General features: G+C 59.5%; 12 protein-coding genes. 11 read left to right on the top strand and 1 reads right to left on the bottom strand.

Annotated elements, in window-relative coordinates; all coding sequences use genetic code 11:
* The 8 genes from rfaE1 to rodA all read left to right on the top strand — a co-directional run bounded on the left by rfaE1 (position 1) and on the right by rodA (position 7,940).
* The gene (gene rfaE1, locus AABA48_RS07805; RefSeq protein ID WP_014551743.1) at positions 1 to 1,473 is read left to right on the top strand and encodes a D-glycero-beta-D-manno-heptose-7-phosphate kinase; all 1,473 of its coding nucleotides are present in this window, start codon (positions 1 to 3) and stop codon (positions 1,471 to 1,473) included.
* 3 nt (positions 1,474 to 1,476) lie between these two features.
* Positions 1,477 to 2,052, top strand: a complete 576-nt coding sequence (gene gmhB / locus AABA48_RS07800; RefSeq protein ID WP_214302463.1) for a D-glycero-beta-D-manno-heptose 1,7-bisphosphate 7-phosphatase — start codon at positions 1,477 to 1,479, stop codon at positions 2,050 to 2,052.
* Positions 2,053 to 2,133: 81 nt separating this feature from the next.
* Positions 2,134 to 3,036: a glucose-1-phosphate thymidylyltransferase RfbA gene (gene rfbA / locus AABA48_RS07795; RefSeq protein ID WP_214302461.1), complete on the top strand. Its 903-nt coding sequence runs from the start codon at positions 2,134 to 2,136 to the stop codon at positions 3,034 to 3,036.
* Positions 3,026 to 3,514: a dTDP-4-dehydrorhamnose 3,5-epimerase family protein gene (locus AABA48_RS07790; RefSeq protein WP_214302459.1), complete on the top strand. Its 489-nt coding sequence runs from the start codon at positions 3,026 to 3,028 to the stop codon at positions 3,512 to 3,514. The genes rfbA and AABA48_RS07790 overlap by 11 nt, the downstream gene beginning before the upstream one ends.
* A gap of 103 nt (positions 3,515 to 3,617) precedes the next feature.
* Positions 3,618 to 4,442, top strand: coding sequence for a rod shape-determining protein MreC (gene mreC / locus AABA48_RS07785; RefSeq protein ID WP_286352277.1), 825 nt, complete (start codon positions 3,618 to 3,620; stop codon positions 4,440 to 4,442).
* On the top strand, positions 4,435 to 4,920 hold the full coding sequence (gene mreD / locus AABA48_RS07780; RefSeq protein ID WP_286352278.1) for a rod shape-determining protein MreD: 486 nt from the start codon (positions 4,435 to 4,437) through the stop codon (positions 4,918 to 4,920). The genes mreC and mreD overlap by 8 nt, the downstream gene beginning before the upstream one ends.
* Entirely contained in the window at positions 4,917 to 6,836 is a 1,920-nt protein-coding gene (mrdA, locus tag AABA48_RS07775; protein WP_286352279.1) for a penicillin-binding protein 2, read from the top strand. Before mreD ends, mrdA begins: the two co-directional genes overlap by 4 nt.
* Before the next feature lie 3 nt (positions 6,837 to 6,839).
* Positions 6,840 to 7,940, top strand: a complete 1,101-nt coding sequence (rodA, locus tag AABA48_RS07770; protein WP_286352280.1) for a rod shape-determining protein RodA — start codon at positions 6,840 to 6,842, stop codon at positions 7,938 to 7,940.
* Positions 7,941 to 7,956: 16 nt separating this feature from the next.
* Here the strand turns inward: rodA and AABA48_RS07765 are convergent, their stop codons facing one another.
* Positions 7,957 to 8,109, bottom strand: coding sequence for a hypothetical protein (locus AABA48_RS07765; RefSeq protein WP_010942719.1), 153 nt, complete (start codon positions 8,107 to 8,109; stop codon positions 7,957 to 7,959).
* A 1,160-nt stretch (positions 8,110 to 9,269) separates the two neighbouring features.
* Here AABA48_RS07765 and AABA48_RS07760 point away from each other — a divergent pair.
* The 3 genes from AABA48_RS07760 to AABA48_RS07750 all read left to right on the top strand — a co-directional run bounded on the left by AABA48_RS07760 (position 9,270) and on the right by AABA48_RS07750 (position 13,250).
* On the top strand, positions 9,270 to 10,691 hold the full coding sequence (locus AABA48_RS07760) for an IPT/TIG domain-containing protein (protein ID WP_286352281.1): 1,422 nt from the start codon (positions 9,270 to 9,272) through the stop codon (positions 10,689 to 10,691).
* A gap of 121 nt (positions 10,692 to 10,812) precedes the next feature.
* Positions 10,813 to 12,270, top strand: coding sequence for a S8 family peptidase (locus AABA48_RS07755; protein WP_286352282.1), 1,458 nt, complete (start codon positions 10,813 to 10,815; stop codon positions 12,268 to 12,270).
* 14 nt (positions 12,271 to 12,284) lie between these two features.
* Positions 12,285 to 13,250, top strand: coding sequence for a peptidylprolyl isomerase (locus AABA48_RS07750; RefSeq protein WP_010942716.1), 966 nt, complete (start codon positions 12,285 to 12,287; stop codon positions 13,248 to 13,250).
* Positions 13,251 to 13,290: the final 40 nt, after the last annotated feature.

Below are 13,290 nucleotides of genomic sequence, written 5' to 3'. Positions count from 1 at the left end.
ATGGAGCGCAAGAACGTCGAATCTCTTTTTGCCCATGCCGGGGCGATCAACGCCCTGGTTATCGGTGACCTGATGCTGGACCAGTACCTGTGGGGCAAGGCCGAGCGGATTTCCCCGGAGGCGCCGGTGCAGGTGGTGGACGTCACCCGGGAAGAGATCCGGATCGGCGGCGCCGGCAACGTGGCCAACAACCTGGTGGCCCTTGGCTGCCGGGTGAGCGTTGCGAGCGTGGTGGGGGGGGACGAGAACGGCACCATTCTTCTCCATGCCTTTTCCGGCAAAGGGGTCGACGTGACCGGCATCGTGGAGGACCCGTCGCGCACCACCAGCCGAAAGACCCGCGTCCTGGCCTCCAACCAGCAGATCGTCCGGATTGACCGGGAATCCCGGGACGAGATCGGCCCGGACAACGAGCGGCGCATCGTTGACTACCTGAACGCCCACGGCGACCGTTTCAACGTGATCCTCGTGTCGGACTATCTCAAGGGGGTCCTGACCCCGACGCTCCTGGCCGAGGTGATTGCTTTTGCCCGCAAGCGCGAAATCCCCGTCGTGGTTGACCCCAAGGGGAGCGACTACACGAAATACCGGGGTGCCACGGTTCTGACCCCCAACCGGAAGGAGGCGGAAGCGGCCTCCGGCGTCGCCATCCGCGACGATGAGAGCCTCTGCCGGGCCGGTGAGCGCCTTCTGGAGACGGCCGATCTGACCGCTCTGGTCATCACCCGGAGCGAGGAGGGGATGTCGCTCTTCCTGCGGGGCGGCCAGGTGGTGCATATCCCCACCTATGCCCGCGAGGTGTTCGACGTGACAGGAGCCGGCGATACCGTACTGGCCGTGCTCGGCATGGCCCTGGCCGGCGGGGTCGGTTTCGCCGACGGGGCCCGGTTGGCCAATGTGGCGGCCGGCGTGGCGGTGGGGAAGGTGGGCACGTCCACGGTGTCTCCCGCCGAGATTGTCGGATCGCTGGGGTTCCAGCACGGGGAGGGGGACGCCAAGGTCAAGAACCTGGATGTCCTCGCCGGCATCATCGCAGCGGAAAAGGCGCTGGGCAAGCGGGTGGTGTTCACCAACGGCTGTTTCGACCTTCTGCACGTGGGGCACGTCAAGTACCTCCAGAAGGCCCGCAGCTTCGGCGACCTGCTGATCCTGGGGCTCAACAGCGACGCCTCCATCCGGCGGCTCAAGGGCGAGAGGCGCCCCCTGATCGGCCAGGAGGAGCGTGCCCACATCCTGGCGGCCCTGGACTGTGTCGATTACGTGGTCGTTTTCGATGAAGACACTCCGCTCAACCTGATCGAGACGCTCAGGCCGGCGGTGCTGGTCAAGGGAGGCGACTACACCCTTGACGGGGTAGTGGGTCGCGAGGTGGTCGAATCCTACGGAGGGCGGGTGGAGCTGGTGGCCTTCGTGGACGGCCGCTCCACAACGAACATCATCGAGAAGATTCTGAAGGCCTACGGCGAGGAGTGACCGGTGACGGGTGGCAGGCGCGCTGTTTTTCTCGACCGGGACGGCACCATCAATGTTGAAAAGGGCTATGTCCACCAGGCCCATGAATTCCAGTTCATCCCCGGCGCTCCCGAGGCGATCCGGCTCCTCAACGGTGCCGGGTTTGTCGTGGTGGTGGTGACCAACCAGTCGGGAGTTGCCCGCGGATACTACGACGAGGAGGCGGTGCACCGGCTCCATCGTTTCATGGATGCCGAACTGGCCAGGGATGGTGCCTTCGTCGACGCCTACTACCTTTGTCCCCACCATCCCCACCACGGCGTGGGCCCCTACCGCATCGAGTGCTCCTGCCGCAAGCCCCTGCCGGGGATGCTTACCGACGCCGCTCGGGACATGGGCATTGATCTGGACCGTTCGTACCTGATAGGCGACAAAATGTCCGACGTGGAAGCGGGGCTGGCTGCGGGCTGTACCTCCCTGCTCGTCCTCACCGGGTACGGTGATGACGAGTGTCCCCGGGTCCCTGACGGTGTCCTGGTCTGTGCCGACATCCTCGCCGCGGTCCGCCGGGTCATTGAGCTGGAGGGAGATAGCGTTTGACGCTGTTTTGCCCGCTGTGCTATAACTGCTTATTTAAAGAGATGTTTTCGGTGTCGAGGGCACCAGAGTTCAGGAGAGTCCATGGCCATTTCCAAGGGAATCATACTTGCCGGCGGAGCCGGCAGCCGTCTCTACCCCCTTACGCTCGTCGCCAGCAAGCAGCTCCAGCCGGTCTACGACAAGCCGATGATCTACTATCCCCTTGCCACGCTCATGATGGCGGGGATCAAGGACATCCTGATCATCTCGACCCCCCACGATACCCCCCGCTTCCAGGCGCTCCTGGGCGACGGCTCCCGCTGGGGGATAACCCTTACCTACAAGGTGCAACCCGAACCCAAGGGAATCGCCCAGGCGTTCCTGGTGGGCGAGGAGTTCATCGCCGGTGACCCGGTCTGCCTGATCCTGGGAGACAACATTTTTTACGGCAAGATGGGGCTCGACCGCCTGGTGCGGGATTTCACGACGGGAGCCTGGATCTTCGGATACTACGTGAACGACCCCGAACGCTACGGCGTCGTCCAGTTCGACGGCACCGGCAAAGCCATCGGCATCGAGGAAAAGCCAACCCACCCCAAAAGCAACTATGCCGTCCCCGGCCTTTATCTCTACGACGGCCGGGTGGCGGAGATCGCCCGCAACCTGGCGCCGTCTCCCCGGGGTGAGCTGGAGATCACTGACGTGAACCTGGAATACCTGCGGCGGGGCGAGCTCATGGTGGAAAGACTCGGGCGCGGCATTGCCTGGCTCGATACCGGAACTCACCAGAGCCTGCTGGAGGCATCACACTTCATCGGCACCCTCGAGGCACGCCAGGGGTTGAAGATCGCCTGCCTGGAGGAAATCGCCCTGCGCATGGGATTCATCGACTGCCGCCGGATGGCCGAGGTTATCGCCGAGACTCCCAAGTCGTCCTACCGGGACTACCTGACCCGTATCTACAATGAAACCGAACTGTGCGGAGGTGTTGTTCATGAGCGTTAGTCCCGAGTTCACCCGCGGCAAGATCCACGACGTGGTGGTGAAGCCTCTTGGCAAGTTCCTGGACGAGCGGGGCTGGCTCGCCGAGCTTTTCCGCAGCGACGAAACCGATCCCGCGACCATGCCGGTCATGGCCTACGTTTCCATGACCCGGCCGGGCATTGCCCGGGGGCCCCACGAGCACGTGGACCAGACCGACTGGTTCTGCTTTATCGGTCCGTCCAATTTCAAGGTCTATCTCTGGGACGCCCGGCCCGGTTCGCCGACCCACGGCGTGAAACAGACACTGTTCGCCGGGGTCGATGCGCCCGTGGCCGTCATCGTGCCGCCGGGCATCGTCCATGCCTACAAGAATGTCGGCAGCGGTGACGGCATCGTGTTCAACGCGCCCAACAGGCTGTATGCCGGAGAGGGCAAGGCCTCGCCGGTAGATGAGATCCGCCACGAGGACGTTGCCGGGTCCCCCTTCATCCTGGATTGACCATTCCGACACAATAGGCCGGATTTACGCTGACCGCAGGGGGGCATTGCCTCCCTTGTGCGTTTGTACCCATCACGGAGTTGACGTGCGCTGCGAGCATTGAATGCTGGAGCTGATCAGAAAATATCGAGTCTATATCGTGGCGGGCGTGGCCCTGCTGGCCGCACTCACCTTCTACTCCCTGAACCTTCGCCAGAAGGAGCAGGCCAACCTGTTCGAGCGGGTGGTCATCGACCTGTTTGCACCAGTTTACAATCTGGGATCACGGGTCAGCACCTTTGTGGGAAGCGTCTGGGGTGATTACATTGATCTGGTTGATGTCCGCCGCGAGAACAAGGCGTTGCGTGAGTCGGTCAAGATCCTGAACGGCCGGATCATGGAAAACCGCGAGGCAATTCATGAAAACGGCCGGTTGCGGCAGCTCCTCGGCTTGAAGGGAACGGTCGGACTCCCCTCGGTGGCCGCCCAGGTCATCGGAGAAGACAACTCTCCCTGGTTCAAGACGCTGGTCATCAACCGGGGCGCCGTGGATGGTCTCGCGGAAGGGATGCCGGTGGTTGCCGCCAGCGGTGTGGTCGGCCAGCTGGTCAAGGTTGCCGCGGGCAGTTCCCGGGTGTTGCTGCTCACGGACCATGCCAGCGGCATAGCTGCCGTGGTGCAGCGCTCCCGGGCCCGCGGGGTGGTCAAGGGCCAGGGGGGAGGGCTCTGCAGCCTCGAGTTTTCCCTGCGGGAAGAGGATGTGAAAGTCGGCGACGTGGTGGTCAGTTCCGGTATGGGAGGGATTTTCCCCAAGGGGCTGGTGATCGGTGAGGTCACCATGGTAAAGAAGGGGGAGTACGGAATCTTTCAGAACATCAACATACGCCCCGCCGTCAATATCGCCCGGCTCGAGGAAGTACTCGTGCTGATTCCCCGGAACAATGATTAAGCTCATCTGGTACGCCATTCTCGTCTTTGCCGCGATCGTCCTGCAAGTGTCCGTTATTCCGGCGCACATCGCCGATCCCTTTAAACCGAACCTGCTTATTCTGTTCATAGTGTTCATGGGGCTGCGCGAGGGGCTTGGCTGGGGAGTGCTCGCCTTTGCCCTCGGTCTTCTGCATGATTCGTTCAGCGGGCTCTATCTGGGGCTCAACGCCTTTTCCTACCTGGTTATTTTCCTGCTGTTCAGCCTCGTGGCCGGGCGCCTCTACACTGACCGCCGTTCGCTCATGATCCTCGGCACCTTCTCGGCAACCATGGTCAGCGGCCTATTCAGCCTGCTCCTGCTGCTTCTGTTCTCCTCTTCCCACGGCATCTATGCCTCGCTGCTCGAAGGGCTGGTCCCCCAGAGCCTCGTGAACGCCCTTGTCGCCTCCATCGTCTTCACCTTCACCCCCCTTGCACGGTCGGGGGACATTCGATGAACGGTCAGCGCTTCATACGCGATACGCAGGAGCCGAAGCGGCAGCTGGTCGTGCTGCTTATCGCAGTGGGGGTGTTTTTCTTCATCCTCGTCACGCGGCTCTGGTACCTCCAGATTATCAAGGCTGAGGATTTTCAGAGCCTTTCCGAAAACAACCGGCTGCGCCTCGTGCCCGTCGCGGCGTCCCGCGGGACCATATTCGACCGTAATGGAGCGGTCCTGGTGAGCAACCGTCCTTCCTTCAGCGTTGCCGTCATTCCCCAGGAAGTCCGCGATCGCGATTGGCTGGTCAATCAACTGGTGACCCTCCTTGGTGCCGACAGGGATGAGCTCGTCAAAAAGTGGGAGAAAGGGAAGGGGCGTGCCCGTTACTATCCCATCGTTCTCGCATCGGGGATCACCCGTGACCAACTGGAACTTCTGGAGGAGAAACGGCTCTGGCTCCCCGGCATCGAGGTCGAGATGAAGCCGGTACGTCAGTATGAGAACGGTACACTGGCGGCTCACCTGCTGGGCTACATCGGTGAAATCTCGGACGAAGAGCTGAAAAATCCTGCCTTTGTCGGCTACAATTCAGGCGATTACCTGGGCAAGAGCGGGATTGAGCGCAGCTGGGAAGAGGTACTCCATGGCCACGACGGTGGACGGCAGATCGAGGTTGATGCCCGGGGGCGGATCCTGAGGACAATTGCCGAGACGCCCCCCACCATGGGATCGAGTTTGGTCCTGACCATCGACGCGCAACTTCAGAAGAGGGCGGAGCAGGCCTTCGGCGACCAGGCGGGAGCTGCGGTGGTCATGGAAGTGAATACCGGGGAAATTCTGGCATTCGTCAGCAATCCCGAATTCGATCCGGCGCTGTTCGCCGGCAGGATGCCTCCCGAAATCTGGAAACAATACCTGGAAGACAAGCGCCATCCCTTGGAGAACAAGGCCTTGAAGGGGCAGTATCCGCCGGGATCGACCTACAAGGTCATTACCGCTCTGGCAGGGCTTGAAGAGGGGATTATCGACGACCACACCACGGTCACCTGCAAGGGATCCTATACGCTTGGGAACGACACGTTCCGCTGCTGGGACAAAAAGGGCCACGGAGCGGTCGATTTGAGGCGTGCCCTTCGCGAGTCGTGCGACGTCTACTTCTATGTCCTCGGCGAGAAGCTCGGCATCGACCGGCTTTCAGCCTACGCGCAAAAGTTTGCCCTTGGCGCCCCCATGGGGATTGGCCTGGACAATGAAAAGGGAGGGCTCATTCCCACCTCAGCCTGGAAGCTCCAACGGCACAAGATCAAGTGGTTCCAGGGGGATACGTTGAGCGCGGCCATTGGCCAGGGCTATGTCCTCATGACCCCCATCCAACTGGCGTCCATGACTGCTGCCATTGCCACGGACGGTGTCGTGTACCGGCCCCGGCTGGTAAAGCGGATCATCGACCGCGACGGCAAGGTCCTCAGGGAGTTTCAGCCGGAGATCATCACCCGGGCAGATATTTCGCCGCGCAGTTTCCAGTCGGTCAAGGAAGGACTGTGGGCTGTCGTGAACGAGTCGGGTGGTACCGGCGGCATGTCACGGATTCCTGATGTCCGGGTCGCAGGCAAGACGGGGACCTCGCAGGTCGTCAAGCTGAGGGATACGCGCGGCTTTATCCCCTATCAGTATCGCGATCACGCCCTCTTCGTGGCCTACGCCCCCTATGAGCACCCCGAAGTTGCTGTTGCGGTCGTGATCGAACACGGCGAGCACGGAGGCTCGGCAGCGGCACCCATTGCCGGCAGTATCCTGCGCGCCTACTTCGAAGGGAAGGGCGTCATCCGCCGACCGGTCAAAGACGGGAAGGGACCAGCCGTCGGGGACGGCGGCTCCGGTGAAGACGCGACATCCGATGAAAGGGCGCAGCCCCGCGAGGCTCAGGAATAGACAATGATCGACCGACGGCTCATAACCAATTTCGACTGGATGCTGCTGGGGCTCGTGCTGCTGATCTGCGCGGTGGGCGTGGTGAACATCTACAGCGCTTCGTCGTCGTACGTTCTGTCGGGCACACCTTACTATCTCAAGCAGATGTCCTGGATTTTGGTCGGTCTCGCCATCATGCTGCTGGTCTGCAGCATCGACTACCACTTGCTGGAGGATGTTGCCTTCTGGTTCTACGGCATCCTGTTCCTGCTCCTGCTCGTGGTTCTGGCTTTCGGCAGGACTTCAATGGGAGCCACCCGATGGCTTCATCTGGGATTTATCAGTGTTCAGCCATCTGAGCCTATGAAAATCATAGGGATCATCACCATGGCCCGCATCCTGGCCAATATTCCGATGTCCGGCGGTCTGGGGCTGCGGGAGCTGACCTTGCCCGCCCTCATGATCGGCGCGCCCGCCATTCTCATCATGAAGCAGCCCGATCTGGGCACGGCGATACTTGTCATCCTTATTGCCTGGTCCATGCTCGCGTTTGTCGGCATCCGACTTTCCGCGCTGGCTGCCGTATGTATTGCCACCGTACCGGCCGTCTGGCTTGGCTGGCATTACTATCTCAGGGATTATCAGAAAAACAGGGTTCTCAACTTTCTGGATCCGGAGAGGGACCCGCTCGGAACGGGGTACCACATCATCCAGAGCAAGATTGCCGTGGGATCGGGCGGACTGTCCGGCAAGGGATTCCTCCAGGGGACCCAGAGTCAGCTCCGCTTCCTGCCGGAACAGCACACGGACTTCGCATTTTCCGTTTTTGCCGAGGAGTGGGGATTTGTGGGGAGTCTGGTTGTCCTGCTGCTTTACGTGGTGCTCATTCTGTGGGGGCTCCAGATAGCACGGCGCTGCAACGACCGTTTCGGCAGCCTCGTGGCGGTGGGCGTAACTGCCATGCTGTTCTGGCACATCATCATCAACATCGGCATGGTAATCGGTCTCTTCCCCGTGGTCGGGGTGCCATTGCCTCTGTTTTCCTACGGCGGCACATCCATGATCACATCAATGATGGGCATTGGCATTCTCCTTAACATCAGCATGCGACGCTTCATGTTCTAGGAGAAGGCGGCCCGCCTTACGCAACCTTCTTGTTGAGCAGAACAATCCCTTCAAATTCCTGAATCCAGATCGCACCGCAGGTGGTGCATTCCAGCAGATTATCGGCATAGCCGTCAGAGTGCATATCAATGGCGATTCCCGTGTGATCGTTGCAGATAGGGCATTTCATGGCTCTTTTCTCCTTTGAGTTGCTTTCTTTTACTAAACTATAGAAGAGATTAGATGGGCAAACAAGAGGTAAAATACATATAAATATCACTAAAACAATAGTTTACGCCTGCAGGTGGCCTCGAAGCGTACACCGCCATTATGCTGTCTCGCTCGAACGACTAACAGCGAGGATACGAAGGGTAGTCCTAATACTCTGAATTTACGGGCGAATCGTGGATAAAACGAAATTATGTATACATGATCGGTAGTTGGACTGATTTTCGAGAATCGGGCAGCTGAGATCGCAAAAAAAATATCAGGTGCAATTTTCAAACTGAAGTTAGGGAAATTGCGCATGAGATTCGGACTGACCCTGTTGTGACTCATCAAATCGCCTGGGATGACTCCATATGCCTTCCATTGGATCAAAAATTTCGGCTCGACGCTTGCAATTTTGAGATAGTGTTAACATTAGAGGATATGGTTGTTGGCAGTAATTGAATATATTAATTAAATGCAACATGCTGTGTTTTCGTTGTTTCATGTAAGTTTGGTAATGATTCAGTCGCAAGTGCCGCCTTTAAGGGGCTGGCTATTTCACGGTGACGGCAGTCAATTGACGTAAAATTGACCGGCTTGATCCGGTCAGATAGGTGCTGCTAGTCTGTCGCTGTTAATTATGTGTAGTAAAATAGCGTATCAGGCGAGCTTGGTGGAAGAGAACGTCAAATTCTTGTCTGGCGGGATTGCAGGTATGTGTGTTGCTAATTTGTTGCTGAACGTTAAAATGGCCTTTAAAAGTATGTTGACAAAAAGCTCTGAATAGCTACAGTACACAGTTGTGTTTATCCTGCTTAATGATATATGTGATGTGATATCCCGGCCCTGCTCGCCCCCTGAACACAACAAGGTACCATCTGAAAAATCTGCCCGAAGACCATTCCGGCCTGCGCATCGCCGGACGCAGAGACATGCGGGTCTGCCGGTCAATGTGTATGCGTCCTGTTGCGGTAGTCCGATGCAGCGCCTTTTAGTCGCAGAACCATGCATTGAATTTGCCAGAGTGAGGGGACATGACATGCCGAAAGGAGGTGGCAAGGAGGAAGGAATACGTCAATCGCTTTGAATGTAATGTTAATCTTTCATAATGGAGTCTTCACAAGAAAGGAGCAGAAAGGAATGAAGAAAAAGGTACTGATTGGCGCATCGCTCGCAGCCGTTGTCTTAACCGGCGCAGCAATGGTGGGTGCAGCTGTTCCGCCCCCGCCGGTAAACCAGTTCCTGGGGATCTACGATACCAAGTTTCCCAACCTGACCAAAGCCGACTGTCTCGAGTGTCACGTCAGCGACACGGTGCTCGTCCAGCAGCATCACGCCCTGATCAACACGGTTACGCCGCCGGCAAGCTGCATCAATACCTCCGGCACTGTCCCCCCGACCCTTGCCACCGGTTGCCACGTCATGGTTTCCGACGGCTCGGGCGGTTTTACCTTCCAGGATTTCAGAAACTGTTTCAACTGCCACACCCAGACTCCGCACCACACCTCTCCCGCCGCTGTTGCCAAGGACTGCAAGTACTGCCACGGCAACTTCATCGACAACCCGCTTGACGGCCACTACATTCCGACCTACAGCGCAAGCTCCGTCACTCCGATGCCGAGCGGCAGGTCTGTAACCGCTACGGATGGCAAAGTTGTTATCGTTCAGGGCTGCGAAGCATGCCACCAGGCCGCACCCAACGCCATCGATCCGAAGACCAATACGGTCCGCCCGATCTTCAGCAACCAGGATACTCACCACGGCACCGGCATCACCGACTGCAACCTCTGCCACAATACGTCCTCCAATGTACCGATCCGCCAGTGCGAGGTCTGCCACGGCGTGAACTCGCTCCACAATATCCAGAAGGACAGCCCCAATGCCGCCAACCTCGGCACGGTCAAGCCGGGGCTGGAGGATCTGGGCTGGGGCCACATCGGCAACAACTGGGACTGCCAGGGCTGTCACTGGTCCTGGTTCGGTAATTCCTCGCCCTACACCAATGCCACCGTGCCCGCCATCAACGGCCAGAGCAGCTACACGGTCACCGCGGGCAAGGAAGCCGTCCTGACCATCGTCGGCTCCAGCTTCGTCAACGTCGGACCCGACGGCGTGACCACCTATCAGCCCACTGTTGCGCTCGTCAGCGGCAGCACGAGCCTGACACTCACTCCCTTCTCGGTCACCGAAAGCGAGATCAAGGTGTCCGTACCCGCCCTCGTTGAAGGCGTCTACGAGCTCCGCATCACCAAGGCCAACAAGGTCAGCAACCTTGCCAAGCTCACCGTCGCGCCGGCGCGGATCATTGCCTCCGCCACCCTTGCGACAGGCAAGACCCTTACCATTACCGGCACCGGTTTCGGACCGGCACCGAGCTCCGAGTACGACGCCGGTATCGGTGTGTACGCCGGAACCACCCAGGCAAACGTCATTTCCTGGAGCGACACCAAGGTGGTTGCCACCAGCCCGGACTTTGCAACCAACGGCTACGTGACCGTAAAAACCATCAACGGTCCGCTCTCCGGCAAAATCCTGGCGGCTCCGAAGAAAGTCAAACGGTAATACCTTTCCGACCAACGGGGCAGGGGATTCGTTCCCCTGCCCTCCATCTCCTCCCCAGACATCATTTACATGCATTCGCGATGTGATTCACCATCGTCGAACGTGAAGGGATACGTGCACCATGAGGTATCTGCTCGCCGTTACGGCTCTTTTTATCCTGCTGCCTCCTCTGGGTGACGCTTTTGCCGCCGACAGGAAGGTCATTGTAGGATTTCGCTCCACGGTGGAAAAAAGGGACGTTCGCCACAAAGAGAAGGTCTATCGGCACGGCGGTCGCGTCAAGAGGACGCACTCTGCGGTAAACGCCATATCGGCAACCCTGTCCGAAGAAGAGATCGAGCGCCTGAAGAAAGATCCCGACGTTGCCTACGTGGAGACGGACTTCGTGCTTTCGTCCATTGAACCGGTCGCGGCTTCGCCGGAGGAGTCTGCCGCAGCGTGGGGCGTGCAGCACATCGGTGCCGACCAGGTTGCGGCGGCCGGCATCACCGGCGCGGGGGTCCGGGTGGCAGTGCTCGATACGGGCATTGATTACACGCATCCCGATTTGAATGACAACTACAAGGGGGGGTACAACTTTGTAGCAGACAACAACGATCCCATGGACGACGCATACTCCCTCAGCCATGGCACCCACGTGGCCGGGATCATCGCCGCCCGCAACAACGGTACCGGTGTGGTCGGCGTCGCGCCCGCAGCGGAGCTCTATGCGGTCAAGGTGCTTAACGGCGGCCTCGGCGGAGAGTTGAGCGACATTATCGCCGGCATCGAGTGGGCCATCGAGAACCGGATGCAGGTCGTCAACATGAGCTTCGGCAGCATGGAGTTCTCTCAGGCGCTCAAGGATGTCTGCGATCTGGCCTATCGATCGGGAATCGTGCTGGTGGCTTCGGCCGGCAATTTCTCGCCGGGGGTCGTACTCTATCCCGCCGCTTTCGATTCGGTCGTGGCGGTTTCCGCCACCTACCAGGACGACACGCTTGGAACGTTTTCCAGTTACGGTCCCCAGGTCGAATTGGCCGCACCGGGGCACAATATCTATTCCACGGCGATCGGCGGCGGCTACCGCACCAACTTCGGCACATCGCAGGCCGCACCCCATGTCACCGGTGCGGCGGCGCTTCTCATCTCGGCCGGCATCACCGACACCAACGGCAACCGTTCCGTTGCCGACGAGGTCAGGCAACGACTTGCGGCAGCCGCCCGGGACCTGGGTGAAATGGGCAGGGACATCTACTATGGTTACGGCCTCGTTGACGTAGCCAAGGCCGTTCTGTCGCCGCCGAACATTGAGACGGTGGTCACCACGCCGCGGGGGAAACGGTGTGCATCTGCTGCAGCCCTTGATCTGGCGAACTCGACCTACCGGCTGGACATTACGGGAGCGACGTTGCAGGCGCTTGAAGTCCGCGTCGGGAGCGCCGACGGGCCTCTTGTGAGCTTTATCCGCTTCCGGCGTGGGACTGAAGGGGCGGTATCGTTCAGCTACACGGCATCCGGCACTGTCAGGCTGGTGCTGATCCCCCACGGCAAACCGGGAACATCGGCGCGGGTGACGGCCGTTCCGGAGCAGCTGTGAGTCGGGCGGGCACGATGAAGACAGTACGCAACCTCATTATTACCATTCTGTGCTTGCTGGGAAGCGTTCCGTCCGCGCCCGGCGCCGAAACGGCCGTCGCTCCCTCCGGCAGAGCCGCTGCGGCTGTTGTGAACGGCGCCGTCATCTTCCGGGACGAACTCGATCATTTCGTCGAATTTGCCTTGAGTCGACGGAGGGGAGCCGGGCGTAAGGTTACCGACGAGCAGAAGAAGAGAGTCGAGCGCCAGGAGCTCGATAAGCTTATTGCGATGGAGTTGCTGGCCCAGGCGGGCGAAAAGCTGAATCCTGCCGATCTGTCCAAAAAGATTCAGGCCCGCCGGGAAGCCATCGGTTCGAGCGTATCCCGGGGCGGGAGCGTGGTGGCACCGTCCGAGGACAGACTTAACGACACCGCTCGCCGCGACGTCCTTGTGGACGCCTATCTGGCCTCGCGCGGCATCGATGCGATCAAGGTTCCCGAAACGGATCTCAGGGCCTATTACGAAAAGAACAAGTCCGGTTTTAAAAAGCCTGAGACAATCGCTGTCCGGCATATCCTGGTGAAGGTCGAAAAAGAGGCTTCCCCGGAGACTCAGGCGGAGGCCCGGAAAAAGATCGAGGGCATTCGCGACCGGATTGGCGCCGGCGCCGATTTTGCCGTTCTTGCCAGCGAGAGCTCCGATTGCGCCAGTGCCGCCAAGGGCGGAGATCTGGGAGAGATTCAGCGGGGCTTCATGCCGCGCGAGTTCGACCAGGTCGCCTTTTCCCTCAAACCGGGTGAGACGAGCGGAATCGTCAAGACGCACCATGGGTTTCACATTATCAGGGTGATGGAACGGCATCCCGAAACGGTCAGGACCTTCGAAGAGATGCGGGATTTCATCGAGCAGTATCTGGCAAAGGATTACCAACGCAAGAAGGTCGAGGAAATCGTTGAAGAGCTGAAGCGCGCAGCAACAATAGATATTCGTATTCAATGACGCTATGACGGAGCCTTTTCAGTCGGGAACTGCAAGTACG

The organism is Geobacter sp. 60473 (assembly GCF_036323535.1).
Taxonomy (GTDB): Bacteria; Desulfobacterota; Desulfuromonadia; order Geobacterales; family Geobacteraceae; genus Geobacter; species Geobacter sulfurreducens.
This window is presented reverse-complemented; position numbering and strand designations above follow the sequence as displayed.